At 53.8% G+C, this 13,581-nt stretch carries 10 protein-coding genes; 1 reads left to right on the top strand and 9 read right to left on the bottom strand.

Annotated elements, in window-relative coordinates; translation table 11 throughout:
- Positions 1-78: 78 nt before the first annotated feature.
- The 3 genes from ACO2Q8_RS24440 to tsaE form a co-directional block, all read right to left on the bottom strand.
- A complete protein-coding gene (locus ACO2Q8_RS24440; RefSeq protein WP_423347506.1) occupies positions 79-486 on the bottom strand; it encodes a hypothetical protein in 408 nt (135 codons plus the stop codon).
- Positions 487-576: 90 nt separating this feature from the next.
- The gene (locus tag ACO2Q8_RS24435) at positions 577-1,788 is read right to left on the bottom strand and encodes an alanine dehydrogenase (RefSeq protein WP_423347505.1); all 1,212 of its coding nucleotides are present in this window, start codon (positions 1,786-1,788) and stop codon (positions 577-579) included.
- Between the two features lie 105 nt (positions 1,789-1,893).
- Entirely contained in the window at positions 1,894-2,304 is a 411-nt protein-coding gene (gene tsaE / locus ACO2Q8_RS24430) for a tRNA (adenosine(37)-N6)-threonylcarbamoyltransferase complex ATPase subunit type 1 TsaE (protein WP_423347504.1), read from the bottom strand.
- 122 nt (positions 2,305-2,426) lie between these two features.
- Between tsaE and ACO2Q8_RS24425 the strand changes: the two genes are divergently transcribed.
- A complete protein-coding gene (locus tag ACO2Q8_RS24425) occupies positions 2,427-3,458 on the top strand; it encodes an oxidoreductase (RefSeq protein WP_423347503.1) in 1,032 nt (343 codons plus the stop codon).
- 85 nt (positions 3,459-3,543) lie between these two features.
- Here the strand turns inward: ACO2Q8_RS24425 and ACO2Q8_RS24420 are convergent, their stop codons facing one another.
- From ACO2Q8_RS24420 to tsaD, 6 genes are all read right to left on the bottom strand, one after another.
- Complete coding sequence (locus tag ACO2Q8_RS24420; RefSeq protein WP_423347502.1) at positions 3,544-5,268, bottom strand: RagB/SusD family nutrient uptake outer membrane protein; 1,725 nt, start codon at positions 5,266-5,268, stop codon at positions 3,544-3,546.
- Between the two features lie 101 nt (positions 5,269-5,369).
- Positions 5,370-8,603 carry a SusC/RagA family TonB-linked outer membrane protein gene (locus ACO2Q8_RS24415; protein ID WP_423347501.1) on the bottom strand — a complete coding sequence of 1,078 codons (3,234 nt, stop codon included), beginning with the start codon at positions 8,601-8,603 and terminating at the stop codon, positions 5,370-5,372.
- A gap of 213 nt (positions 8,604-8,816) precedes the next feature.
- Positions 8,817-10,574: a phospho-sugar mutase gene (locus tag ACO2Q8_RS24410; RefSeq protein ID WP_423347500.1), complete on the bottom strand. Its 1,758-nt coding sequence runs from the start codon at positions 10,572-10,574 to the stop codon at positions 8,817-8,819.
- A 98-nt stretch (positions 10,575-10,672) separates the two neighbouring features.
- Positions 10,673-11,536: a hypothetical protein gene (locus ACO2Q8_RS24405; RefSeq protein WP_423347499.1), complete on the bottom strand. Its 864-nt coding sequence runs from the start codon at positions 11,534-11,536 to the stop codon at positions 10,673-10,675.
- 25 nt (positions 11,537-11,561) lie between these two features.
- The gene (locus tag ACO2Q8_RS24400; RefSeq protein WP_423347498.1) at positions 11,562-12,398 is read right to left on the bottom strand and encodes an MOSC domain-containing protein; all 837 of its coding nucleotides are present in this window, start codon (positions 12,396-12,398) and stop codon (positions 11,562-11,564) included.
- Between the two features lie 43 nt (positions 12,399-12,441).
- Positions 12,442-13,437 (bottom strand): tRNA (adenosine(37)-N6)-threonylcarbamoyltransferase complex transferase subunit TsaD, encoded by a 996-nt coding sequence (gene tsaD / locus ACO2Q8_RS24395; RefSeq protein WP_423347497.1) that lies wholly within the window; start codon positions 13,435-13,437, stop codon positions 12,442-12,444.
- Positions 13,438-13,581: the final 144 nt, after the last annotated feature.

Genomic DNA, 13,581 nt, shown 5'->3' with positions numbered 1-13,581 from the left:
TTTAGTCCGTGTGAGTTAATAATAACTTCAAGATTTAGAGAACTCACACGGACTAAAGTCCGTGGGTACAACTACGGTTCAGTCTTCCGGGAACGGAATAAAGACAAAACCAGCGAAGTCGCCGTCGATGACGAAGAGGCAGCAAAACTCGTCGGGATTTTTGTAATTTTCGCGGAACAACTCGACCGACTCCGGTCCGACCAGCCGCCGTTGCACGAACTCGTCGAGCATCGACGCCCGGTACGTCCAGGCATTGCCCGCCAGTTCGTTCGGACCGAGCAGCAATTGCCCGATCTCGGTAGCCCGCCGGGTGGCGACAAAAACCGGATTTTCCGAGAAACCGCGTTTCCGGATCTGGTACGATGCTTCGCGCAACGCATCGGCCACTTTCACAAAATCCGACGAAATCGCACTCATCAATTTCCGGTTGATCTCCGGGGAGTTGGCGTCGTCGAGCAGTGTGTTTTCGTTGCTATGGTGGATCATGTTTTCTAGTTTTCAGTTTTTAGTTTACGGTTTTTAGTTTATGGTCCTGCCATGAATGCGTCAGCCCACTATAAACTGTAAACCGTTCAACTAAATTCTCGCAGCCAGCAGCAGGCTCAGGTCCTTGAAGCGCATGTTGAACTTCTTGGCAATGTAAGCATTGGTCAGCAGCCCGTTATGACTGTAAACACCTTTCATAAACCAACGGTTCGCAAACATCATTTCTTCAATGCCACCGATGGTACCGGTTTGCAATAGAAAAGGCAAAAAGATGTTACTCAAGGCCAGACTGGCCGTATGCGCAACCCGCGACGGAATGTTCGGGACGCAGTAGTGAATCACGTTCTGAAACTTATAGGTCGGCTCCTTGTGAGTGGTCATTTTGGACGTTTCAAAATTGCCACCCTGATCGATGGAAACGTCGATAATGATCGAATCGAGTTTCATCTGGGACACCATATCCTGTGTCACCACCACCGGACTCAGCCCATCCTCGGCCCGCATAGCCCCGATGACCACATCCGCCCGTTGAATGGCTTCCGAAAGCGTATCGGTTTCAATGATGGACGTATAAACATGCTGCCCGATGGCGTATTTCAGCCGTTGCAGTTTATAGATATACTTATCGAAAATCTTGATTTCGGCACCCAGTCCGAGGGCCGTCCGGGCGGCATATTCGGCGACGGTGCCCGCGCCCAGAATCACGACTTTTGTCGGCGGAACGCCCGTAATTCCGCCCAGAATGACGCCCCGGCCGTTGTTGGCACTGCTGAGATACTCGCCCGCAATCAACATGACGGTGCTCCCGGCAATTTCGCTCATCGCCCGGATGATCGGCATTCCGCCGACCTTGTCCTCGATGTATTCGTAGCCCAGGGCAGTGATTTTCTTGCTGTTCAGCCGCTCGAAATATTTCTTATCGTGGTTGGGTAAATTAACCGCCGAAATGAGCGTGCTGCCGGTTTTGATGTAGTCAAACTCCTGATCGACCAGCGGTTCGACCTTCAGAATCAGGTTCGCGTCGTACACTTCTTTGGCCGAGGGCGCAATGAGCGCACCGGCTTCGCTGTAGTCATTATCGGAAAATTTGGCACCCAGTCCCGCCCCCCGCTCGACCAGCACCTCGTGGCCGTGCCGGACCAAAATAGCCACGGCTTCGGGCGTCAGCGCAATCCGGTTTTCCTGTAATGAGACCTCTTTTGGCAACCCGATCATCAGGCTACCTTTTTGCTTCTTGACAGCGGCAGGCGCTTCCTGCGGATATAAAGCCGTTTGCTTGGCTAGTTCTTCAAACCCAGTCACTATAAACGGGATTTATGAATTACGAAGGCAACTTGTCTGATCCGGGTGATTCGGTCCACTGTCCGGAACATACCATCAGACGCTATACGTAATCCGTCATTGGTTTTAGTTGGTTTCCAGTATTCGCTCCCCATTTTCGACCCGCAGGCGGATGGTCCAGGCATCAGGCGGTAGCAATCCGGCAATTCGTTCCGGCCATTCGATCAGACAACGTTCCCCCGAATCGATGTACTCTTCGAGTCCGCTGTCCAGGGCTTCTTCTTCGTCACGCAGTCGGTAACAATCAAAATGGTAGACCGGTTCGCCGGTTTTTGTAACGTACTCATTGACAATCGAAAAAGTTGGGCTTTGAACGGTATTCGGAACCCCCAACCGGTGGCAGACAGCTTTAATCAGCGTTGTCTTTCCCGCCCCCATCTGACCTTCGAACAGCCAGACGGACCGCGAGTGCCCGGCATCAAGCAATTGACCGGCCACACCATCCAGCTCAGCCAGGCTCTGAAAGCGTAGTGTCATTCCATTGGGCTAATTTCGATTTCAAAGATAACACTTTTTTGAGTCTTTGCAGGTCGTACCGTAGTTGACCTTCTGGGCAAAAATAGCCATCTTCGGCCCTCAACTTTTTGTCTCCTATGCCTATGTCTCGTACCATTCAGGTTGGGCTGATCGGTTTCGGTCTGTCAGGCCGGTATTTTCACGCCCCTTTTCTGACGGTTAACCCCCATTTTAAGCTTGCAAAAGTGGTCGAACGGCACCGCAACGAAGCCGAAGCGTTTGACCCGACGGTCAAAACCGTTCGCAGCCACGAAGACTTGCTGAACGACCCGACCATTGACCTGATTATTGTCGGTTCGCCCAACGACACGCACTTTGCGTTCGCCAAAGCCGCTCTGCAAGCCGGGAAGCATGTGTTGATTGAAAAACCGTTTGCCAATTCGCTTGAAGAAGCCCGTGAACTGCTCGACCTGGCGCAGCAAAAAGGGCTGGTGGCGATGCCGTACCAGAACCGACGGTACGACGCCGACTTCCGAACGATTCGGCAACTGCTGGACGAAAACCGGCTGGGCGAGGTGGTCGAGTTCGAATCCCATTACGACCGGTATCGGCCCGAGATTCTCGATAGCTGGAAGGAGAAAGATCCGCAGGGCGGTGGGAATCTGTTCAACCTGGGGCCGCACCTGATCGATCAGGCGATTGCACTGTTCGGACTGCCCGAAGCGGTTTCGGGCGACGTGCGGATTGTTCGAAAAAATGGCGTTCTGGATGACTACTTCGATGTCCGGCTATCCTATGCCGACAAACGGGTGATTCTGAAATCGTCGATGCTGGCCGTCGACAACAGCCTGCGCTACATCATTCACGGCACGAAAGGCTCGTTTATCAAACACGGCCTGGACATCCAGGAAGAAACCCAGCGCAAGAATATCCTGCCCAACACGCCCGACTGGGGTGCCGAACCGGCCAGCCAGTACGGCACCTTGACCACCCCGGAAGGCCGCTCGACGGTTCCGAGCCTACCCGGAAATTACCATCTGCTGTACGACAACCTCTACCGGGCCATCGTCGGCGAGATTCCGCCGGAAGTGACGCCCGAGCAGATTTTGGCCGTCATGCGCATCATCGAACTGGCCACCGAAAGCAGCCAGACCCGAAAAGTGCTGGCATTTTAACGTACCGCCGGACTTTAGTCCGTGCTTTTATAGCTAACTTTTAAGCTGTGCTAGCTTTAACACGGACTAAGTCCGGCGGTACGGATTAATACCCCGGATTTTGTTTCAACGTCGGCTTGCCGTCGAGGTAGCTGTTGTTGATTTCATCGACCGGCAACGGGAAGTATTCATGTTTGCCTTTGGTGAAGGTAGCTCCGTTCAGGTAGGCCCGCTTTTTCGACTCTACACTCAGATACCCCGAAATGGTTTCAGATGCAATACCCCAGCGAACCAGGTCAAAAAACCGGTGGCCTTCCATCGCAAACTCCAGCCGCTCCTCGTGCCGAACCGCTTTCCAGGCCGATGCCTTCGTGGCAAAAACCGGTGAACCCGCCGGATATTCGTTGACCAGGTAGTTGGCCGCCGGTTTCCCGTCGGCGGTGGTCACGTACACACTGGTTTTGGCTCGACGCCGGATCTGATTCACCAGCTCGCGGGCTTTCTCCAGGCTCCCGACCTCCGTTTCCACTTCGGCCAGCCACAGCAATACGTGCGAATACCGGATCATGCGGTAATTATTGGCCACCCGGCGTTTGTTGGTCGAGTGGGTGTTGGTGCCCTCTTCGCTCCGGTAATACATCCATTTTTTACCCGTATACGGACCGCCGTAATTCTGATCCCGCACCCAGGTCACGCCCGGCATCGCGCCCCAGTCCAGAAACGGAACACCCCGCCGACCGACGGTATGGTCGAGACGAGGGTCCAGCGGAGTCTGGGTGTCCGGTGCGTAGGCATCCGTGATTTTGAGTCCCTGGTCGTTTTTCAGGTCCGTGTCGTTGAACGTATCCAACAGCGGCAGACCGTTGGCGTCGGTTTTGTAGGCATTGACCAGGTTGAGCGACGGCTGGTAAAAACCGCAGCAGCCCCCGCCCGGTGCGCCCGAGAAATACGGCCAGTTTAGCGTCTCCCCGGCATTTCCGTTGTTCCCGTTCGTTCCGTCATTGACCGAAAACTGCACCTCGAAGATCGACTCGGCGTTGTTGTTGGTGGCCGCCCGGAAGTTGTCGAGGTAATCGACCAGCCGGTATTTTCCGCTGTTCACGATTCCTTCCAGCAACGGTTTGGCGTCAGCATATTTCCGCTGAAACAGGTACGACTTGGCCAGAAATGCCATCGCGGCAAACTTGGTGGCCCGGCCTTTCTGGGCCTGCGTTTCGGGCAAATTATCCATCGCAAACTTGAAATCAGCTTCGATGTTCGGCCAGATGTCTTTGTCGTTGGGCACTTTGGTCGAATTCGGATCGGTGGCCTTGTACGTTTTGTCGTCGATGTACGGCACCATGTTCCACATCTTTTTAGCCTCAAAATGATAGTGCCCACGCAGAAACCGTGCCTGAGCAATCACCTGCGTTTTTTCGGCGTCGGTCATGTCCTTCACCAGTGCAACGGTCTGAATCACCTCGTTACAGCGCGAAATGGCATCGTACACATGCCGCCATTTGCCGCGCATGTGCACAAAACCGGGTTGTACTTCGTAGCGCTCAATCCCGGTGATTTCGGGCTGATCGCTGGCGTCGGTTCCTTTGTAGGCATCGTCGGAAGCCACCCCGCCGTAGACCCAGTTCGACACGGCCGCGTGCCAGTCGGTAGTTCCCGAGCCGATGCCGTCGAGCAGCGAATAAGCCCCGATCAACAGCGCGTTTACGCCGGTTTTGGTTGAAAGCTGATCAAGCGAAGCCACCCCCTGTGGTTTCACATCCAGAAACGATTCACTGCACGACGTGACCAGCCCGGCCGTTAGCAGTGAGGTAAGCATCAATATCTTTTTCATCAGAAAGTCAATATTTTTAGAGTTGCAGGATTAGATGGTTAAACGCCATTCAACCATTTTTAACCATTTAGCCCTTTTTAACCATTCAACCATTTAAACAATTAGAAACTGAGTCGCAAGCCGACCAGCATGGTTTTGGCCACCGGATAAGCGCCTTCGTCAACCCCGATGTGTGTATCCTGGTTGTTTTCGCCCGAACGACGCAGGTTGATTTCCGGGTCCAGGCCGGAATAGTTCGTGAACGTAAACAGGTTTTGGCCCTGGACATAAATCTGCGTGGCTCCAAGACCCAGTTTGCGCTGGATTCCGGCGGGCAGCGTGTACGACAACTGAATGTTTTTCATGCGCAGGTACGAGCCTTTTTCGAGAAAATAGGTCGAAATCTGGGCGCTGGTAGCATCCGTCGAGCGGAGTTCGGGCAGTATGGCGTCGGTTTTGCCGGGGCGCCACGAGTCATACAGCATCCGCTTGCTGCGATTGCCCTGGAACGTGTTGAAATCGGTCCAGTACTTCATGTAGTTGAAAATATCGTTTCCGTACACGCCCTGGCCGAAAACCGTCAGATCGAAGGCTTTGTAGCCCACGCTGATGTTCAAGCCGTAAGTAAAGTCCGGGTGCGGATTGCCGATGATATCGCGGTCGGCCGTGGTTACGACCCCATCGCCGTTGGTATCGCGGAATTTGAAGGAACCCGCGCGGTTATACGTGCCGAACTGCGGAGCATTTTTCGCTTCTTCCGCCGTCTGGAAAATACCATCGATGAAATAGCCGTAGAAGGAGCCGACCGGATACCCAACCTTGGTGGCGCTCATGGCCGGGAGCCGGGTGGCAAAGCCAAACTTGATCGAGTTCGGGTCGTTGTTGATTTTCAGGACTTCATTACGGTAGGTCGAGAAGTTACCACCGATCGAGTAGCGAAGCTCTCCACCCATCGCCTTGCCGTTGTAGTTGATACTCAGATCGATCCCTTTGTTCTGCATATCCCCGATGTTGGTAAACGGCACCGTGGCAATCCCCTGCGTAAACGGAATGTCGATCTGGGTCAGCATATCCGATGTTTTCTTTACGTACCAGTCGAATACCACCTCAATTTTGTTGTTCAACAAGCTGGCATCCAGACCGATGTTGGTCGACGTGGTCGTTTCCCATTTTCCGTTCGGGTTTCCGAACTGCACCAGGTCGAAGCCCGGCACAATCGACGACCGTGACCCGTTGATGTCGTAATGGTTTTCAACCGGCCGAGATTCGTAGATGGTATAGGCATTGTAGATGTTCGGAATGTTCTGGTTACCGGTTTTACCCCAGCCGACCCGCAATTTCAGATCCGACAGGAAATCCACGCTCTTCATGAAGTCCAGTTCCGTCAGCCGGAAACCCACGCTGGCCGCCGGAAAAATCGCATACCGGTTGGCGGGACTAAACCGCGACGAACCATCCCGGCGCAAGGTGAAGTCGGCCAGGAAAAAGTCTTTGTACGAATAATTGACTTTCCCAAACAGCGAGAACAGGCGCGTGCGGTTGGCGCCCCGACCGCTGTTTTGTAGCCCTAGCGGACTCCCGGCGTTCAAATAGCGATAATCCAGGTCATCGAAGGCGTAGTTGCTGCGGGTGGCATCAAAAATGAAGTCGTAGGTGGCAATCGATTCCGTTCCGCCCAGGATGTTGATGCTATGATTGCCGAAAGTCCGGTTATAGGTCAGGGTGTTATACCAGGTCCAGGAGTTGTCGTAGCGGTTTTCCGACCGGAAGCTATTGGCATTGCGGGCTTCGGGTGATTCGGGGTCGCGCGGGGTGTACTGGTTGAAATTGAACAGGTTATACTCCACCCCAAAGCTCGTCCGGAACGTCAGCCCTTTCAGCAGATCGACTTCGGCAAACGCATTCCCGAACAGGTGAACACCTTTCGTGACGTTGTCTTTGGCGCGGTACAACTCCTGAAGCGGTGTCCGGGCGTTGCCCAGGTTCAGCCCTTTGGCTCCGGCAAAGTTACCGGCCACATCATACACCGGAATCAGCGGGTGTGAGCGCACGGCGAAAGCAATTGGGTTCGATTCGTCGTTGTTCGTAAACCCGACCCGCTCATCGTACGAAACCGTCAGGTTCTCGCCTATTTTCAGGCGGTTTTTCACCTTAAATTCGGTGTTTGCCCGAATCGAATACCGTTTGTAGTTGGTGTATTCCAGAATCCCCTTCTGGTTAAAATGGTTGAACGAAATCGAATAAGCGGTTTTGTCCGTTCCGCCACTGGCCCCAATCTGGTAGTTCTGAATGGGAGCCGGGTTAAAGATCACATCCTGCCAGTTGGTACCCTCCTTGTTGGCTTTGGTGATCATGAATTTGGTACTCCCCAGAGCCGGATCGGTCAGGTCGTAGGTGTAGTTGATGTAGTTGCCGCTGGCATCGCGGGCCAGTCGCGGGTCACCTTCCATCGCGCCCGACGGATAAATATAATCAGGAATCCGGGGGTCGGCACCGTTACCATACTGCCCGTGTGTGGGCGTCTGGCCCACATTTTTCGCCTGCTCCCACAACAACTGTCCGAGTTCCTGCGAGTTGGTCAGTTCCAGCAACTTCCCGTTCCGCTGAATCCCGGTATACATGTCGAAGGTAATTTTCGGTTCGCCGGCTTTGCCTTTTTTGGTGGTAATAATCACCACCCCGTTGGCCGCCCGAGCCCCGTAAATGGAAGCCGCCGAGGCATCCTTCAGCACCTGCAAGCTCTCGATGTCATTGGGGTTGATGTTGGTTAGTGAACCGGTGGTCGGCACACCGTCGACGATATACAGGGGCGAGTTGTTGTTGATTGTTCCGAACCCGCGAATCCGCACCATCGTTCCACCCCCCGGCGAGTTGTCGTTCCCGACGGTTACACCGGCAGCTCGGCCCTGCAACTGCTGCGTCAGGCTGGCCGCCGGAACCGCCGTCAGTTCGCTGCCTTTCACCACCGTAACCGCCCCGGTAATGTCTTTTTTCCGCTGCGAACCGTAGCCCGTCACCACCACTTCCGACAGCGTTTTGATGTCGCTACTCAGGGAGATCGAAATGTCGGAACGGTTCCCTACGCTGATTTCCTGTGGTTCGTACCCGATGGCCGAGACCGTTAAAACGGGGTTGTTGGTTGGAACATTGAGGGTGAAGCGCCCATTGGCGTCGGTCGAAACCCCGGTGGTGGTTCCTTTGACGACAACGTTGACCCCCGGCAGGGGCGTTTTATCGTTGCCGTCGATGACGCTCCCGGTTACCTTCCGGTCCTGCGCCCACGCTGAGATTGTCAGCAAGCATAGCAATGCCAGCGCTGCCACCGATGGAATCGGTCTCAGGTAAGAATGTTTCATAAAATAGAGATGGTAGATGGTTAGATAAAAAGCGAATGGATTTGTACTTATCACGGCACAATCTTGCCAAAGTAACTTTTTTTATTCCCAAAAATCAAATTTTCAAGTCCATTTAATAAAAAATAATTTCAAATTTCCTTGACATAACAATAAAAAAGCCGAAACATCGTTTCGGCTTTTTAGAATCAAAGAAAGTAACGCTTGGCGTATAGGTTACGACAGCTTCAAATCGGTAACAACGGTCTGTACTTTCTCTTTTAACTTGGCATAGACCGCATCGAAATCTTCTTTTTTCTCCAGCGGTTCATTCACACTGACGTAAAACTTGATCTTCGGTTCGGTACCCGATGGCCGGGCCGATACTTTTGTCCCGTCGGCCGTAAAGAATTGCAATACGTTCGACGACTCGATGCCCATTTTCCCGGCTTCGATGGCGGTTTTCTTTCCTGTCGTCAAATCGGTCCGCTCCAGGCTTTTGTAATCATCGACCCGCACGACTTCCGACCCGGCGATGGTTTCTGGCGGATTGGCCCGGAAATCGGCCATCATCTGTTGAATTTCCTCCGCACCGGTTTTGCCTTTTTTGGTCAGCGAAATCAGACCTTCGTAGTAGAAGCCAAATTTCTGGTACATCTCCATCAGCAAATCAAACAGGCTCAGGCCTTTGTCCTTGGCGTAGGCCGTCAGTTCGGCAATCATGGCGCAGGACGCAATGGCGTCTTTATCCCGCACAAAATCACCGATCAGGTAGCCGTAGCTTTCTTCGCCCCCGCCGATAAACTGCTGCTGGCCTTCGAGTTCGCGAATGATCTGCGCGATGTATTTAAACCCGGTCAGCGTGTTGTAACAGGCCACGTCGTACTGCGCACACATCTTGTCGATGAGGTCGGTGGTCACGATGGTTTTCGCAACAAACTCTTTTCCGGTCAGCTTTCCGGCGTCCTGCCAGGCTTGCAGCAGGTAGTAAATAATCAGGCTGGCCATCTGGTTGCCGTTTAGCAACTCAAAATCACCGTGGTGGTTGCGGGCTCCGGCGCCCACGCGGTCGGCATCCGGGTCGGTCGCCATGACGAGGTCGGCGTTGAGGGCTTCGGCTTTTTCGAGTGCCAGCCGCATGGCTTCGCGCTCTTCCGGATTCGGCGATTTGACGGTCGGAAAATTGCCATCCGGTTTGGCCTGTTCTTCCACCACGCTGACATTCGTAAACCCGAGCGCTTCGAGCACGCGCGGAACCAGCGTGATGCCGGTGCCGTGAATCGGCGTGTAGACAATATTGAGGTCTTTTTGCCGCGCAATGACATCCGGATTGATTGAATTCGATTTGATCCGTTCGACGTATACGCTGTCGATTTCTTCATCGATCAAATGAATTTTGTCAGCAACACCGTCAAATTTCACTTCGTCGATGGACGTAATTTTATTGACTTCCGTAATGATGTTTTTATCGTGGGGGGCCACCACCTGCCCGCCGTCGTTCCAGTAGGCCTTGTACCCGTTATATTCCGGCGGGTTGTGTGAAGCTGTCACCACAATTCCGCTCTGGCAACCCAGTTGGCGAATGGCAAAGGAAAGTTCAGGCGTCGGGCGCAGCGAGCTGAACAGGTAGACTTCGATGCCATTGGCGGAAAAAATATCGGCCACAATCCGGGCGAATTCCGGGCTCATCCGGCGACTGTCGTGCGCAATCGCAACCTTGATCGGTTCGTTCGGAAAAGCCGCATTCAGGTAGTTGGCCAGCCCCTGCGTAGCCGCCCCGACGGTGTACCGATTCATGCGGTTGGAGCCTACGCCGATTACCCCACGTAATCCCCCGGTACCAAATTCCAGGTTTTTATAAAAAGAGTCGATGAGTTCGGAAGCTTCGCCATTATCCAGCATTTTGCGGATTTCCGCTTTGGTATCAGAATCATAATTGCCGTTCAGCCAGTGGTCGATGGTAGTCTGGGTAGCAGAATCAATTGCGGTTGTCATAATCAGATGAGTGTTGGAATCGGCCTCCAAGTTACAGTTCTAAATGATGGAGTCAAATCCTTTCGGTAAAAGCTTTAGATTCCACCAGTTGAAATAACCTAAAGTATCAAAACCGGTAACCAGAACACGCCATCGCCAATCCAGCGGTACCGTTCGTTTTTCAAAAACCGGTTCGGATAGCGCTGGATGGCGTACAAAACCGCACTCATCAGCCCTTCAATAACGGCCGCCCGTTGCGCAAACCGGTCATCGGCCAGAAAGAAAATGACCAACGCCAACACCGTGATTACCCCCGTCAGCGTCCGCAGCACCACATCGCTGCGATCGACGCCCCAGAGCGTCGCCAGCGAAAACGAACCATGCGGAAACTCGTAGGTTTCCATGACCGAAAACAGCAGCAGGTTCTGGAACACAATCAGCAGAAACAACAGCCCCAGCCCGATTTCAGACCACCCAAGGACCGGTTTTTGCGCCCACGAGCTTCCCCAAACGCCCACCGTATAAAGCACCGTCACCACCGGTTCTTTCCAGACCAGTTTCTGGTTGGAAACCGGCAGACGCGAAACCGCCCAGACATATCCGCCCGACGCCAACCCCAGCGCCAAGCCAAACCAGATGACACTTTTGGGAAGCCAGAACACCAGAATGAGGCAAACCGCCACCAACCCCAGCAAAACCTTCAGCAAAACCGGACGGTTTTCGGCGTGAAACCGGTGCCGGGGGGGTAGCGTGGCACGCGTCGGCAGGCCCTTCTGTACGTCGTACAGGCGATCGGCAGTATAAATAATAAACACACAAATTCCCAGCAGAATAGTGGTGGCCCAGTCGACCGGTTGACGCCCGTTGGGCAGACGCGCCACCAGGATATGCGACAACACCGCTCCGATCACCACATCCAGGCTGAGGTAATGCGCTTTTTGCAAAAACGATTTCACGTTCATAAAAAGTAATTCTCGTTCCATCGACCAGTGGACGAGAAAAGAATAGTTAAGAAAACGGAACGCGGGCGGGCCGTCGCTCCAGTAGGATCACCGGCTCACCGACGCGCAGGAGGCCCCCGGTTTCAGCCAGCACATTCTGACCAAAATAGATTTTACTGTCTAAACGCCGGTAAGTCGCCAGGGTTTTCAACGGTTCTTTTCCTTTCTGGCTGGTTTCGGGATCGATGGTCGTCAGCACGCAGCGGGCGCAGGGTTTCACGCCCAGAAACGACAACCCGCCGATCTGAAACCGGTACCAGGTATCTTCATCGTGCGGACCAACGCCTTCCACCACCAGGTTGGGCCGAAACCGGATCATTTCGAGCGGCTCTCCGATCCGGCGATTCAGCTCGTCCAACGAACCCGTACTGATCACCAGGTACGGAAAACCGTCGGCAAAGCTGACCACGTCGTCGGGTTGGGCATAGTTCGGATCGACCGGACGAAGGGAGGTTTCGGGCATGTACACCAGGCGGCACGGAAAACCGAGCAGGCGACTGAACCAGGCATCGGCTTCGGCACTGACCACCCGCGATTCAACGGCCTGATTGTCCCAGACATAGGCCGTGAGAGCTTCGTCGGTCGTCTGGTCGAGCGGAATTTCGAGCACATCGTCGGGGCGGTGACGGTGGTAAACGCGCAGATGCCGGTCGGTCAGTTCCACCTCGACCAGCGCCATGACGGTATTTTCGCGCTGGGTCAGGAACACGCCGTCGGGCCGGACCAGCATCCAGCGCCGGTCGTAGCGAAAGCCTTTCCGCTCGACCACGGCTTCCGACAGCGAAATTCCGCCCAGCGATTTGATGGGATAAATTCGGATTTCTTTCAGGATAGGTGCGTTCATGCGGCAAAGGTACGCATCGCCGTCGACTGATCGCCCACCAATTTTACCAGCGGGGCAGCGGGCTAACCTCCTGCGAGGTAAATTCGCCCTTCAGAAATTTAAAATGAGCCGCCATGGCAATCATGGCCGCGTTATCGGTGCAGTATTCAAACTTCGGAATGTAGACGTTCCAGCCTTCCTCCTGCCCCATTGTGGCTAGTGAAGCCCGCAAGCCCGAATTGGCCGATACTCCGCCCGCCAGCGCAATCTCCCGGATGCCGGTTTGCCGGGCGGCTTTCCGGAGTTTGGTCAGCAGAATTTTGATCAGCGTGTGTTGAATGCTGGCGCAGATGTCCGGCAAATGCTGGGCAACAAAGTCTGGATTGGCTCTGGTCTGCTTTTGCAGAAAATACAGAAAGGCGGTTTTTATTCCGCTGAACGAATAATCCAGCCCCGGCATTTCAACCTCCGGGAAGGCAAACGCCGTTGGATTGCCCTGTTTAGCGTACCGGTCGATGAGCGGACCACCCGGATAGGGCAAATCGAGAAGCTTGGCGGTTTTGTCGAAGGCTTCGCCCACGGCATCGTCCTGCGTCTGTCCGATAATTTTCATCTCCAGGTGATCCTGAACCAGCACAATCTGCGTATGCCCCCCGCTAACGGTCAGGCACAGGAACGGAAACCGGGGCGCGTGGTGTTCATCGATAAAATGGGCCAGTACGTGGGCCTGCATGTGGTGAACTTCGATGAGCGGAATGTCCAACGCCAAGGCCAGGGCCTTCGCAAAGGACGTACCGACCAGCAACGAGCCCAGCAAGCCCGGTCCGCGGGTAAAAGCAACGGCAGTTAGCGCGTTTTTTTGTATGTTTGCTTCCTGTAAGGCCCGTTCTACAACGGGTACAATTCGCTGCTGGTGTACCCGTGAAGCCAGTTCAGGCACCACACCACCATATTGTTCGTGGATTAGCTGGGTAGCTACAACATTGGATTGTATTTTTCCGTTAACACAAACAGCAGCCGACGTCTCGTCGCAGGAAGATTCAATAGCCAGAATGGTCATTTTTCAACTTTAATGAATCCCGAAAGTAATGAATAATGAACAATGAAGAATGAATATCAATTCCAGAGCGCCTGATTTGCCGTCCGGTAGTCCCTCGCTCCAGACGTTCCTTCTTCATTTTTAATTATTCATTGTTCATTCATC

The organism is Larkinella sp. VNQ87 (genome assembly GCF_049445795.1).
GTDB lineage: Bacteria > Bacteroidota > Bacteroidia > Cytophagales > Spirosomataceae > Larkinella.
Note: the sequence above shows the minus strand (reverse complement) of the source record. Positions and strands in the feature narration are given on the sequence as shown.

Excerpts from the sequence above, each read along its gene's own strand:
- ACO2Q8_RS24440 (WP_423347506.1), bottom strand. The coding sequence starts at position 486 with ATGATCCACCATAGCAACGAAAACACACTGCTCGACGACGCCAACTCC.
- tsaE (WP_423347504.1), bottom strand. The coding sequence starts at position 2,304 with ATGACACTACGCTTTCAGAGCCTGGCTGAGCTGGATGGTGTGGCCGGT.
- ACO2Q8_RS24425 (WP_423347503.1), top strand. The coding sequence starts at position 2,427 with ATGTCTCGTACCATTCAGGTTGGGCTGATCGGTTTCGGTCTGTCAGGC.
- ACO2Q8_RS24420 (WP_423347502.1), bottom strand. The coding sequence starts at position 5,268 with ATGAAAAAGATATTGATGCTTACCTCACTGCTAACGGCCGGGCTGGTC.
- ACO2Q8_RS24415 (WP_423347501.1), bottom strand. The coding sequence starts at position 8,603 with ATGAAACATTCTTACCTGAGACCGATTCCATCGGTGGCAGCGCTGGCA.
- ACO2Q8_RS24410 (WP_423347500.1), bottom strand. The coding sequence starts at position 10,574 with ATGACAACCGCAATTGATTCTGCTACCCAGACTACCATCGACCACTGG.
- ACO2Q8_RS24405 (WP_423347499.1), bottom strand. The coding sequence starts at position 11,536 with ATGGAACGAGAATTACTTTTTATGAACGTGAAATCGTTTTTGCAAAAA.
- ACO2Q8_RS24400 (WP_423347498.1), bottom strand. The coding sequence starts at position 12,398 with ATGAACGCACCTATCCTGAAAGAAATCCGAATTTATCCCATCAAATCG.
- tsaD (WP_423347497.1), bottom strand. The coding sequence starts at position 13,437 with ATGACCATTCTGGCTATTGAATCTTCCTGCGACGAGACGTCGGCTGCT.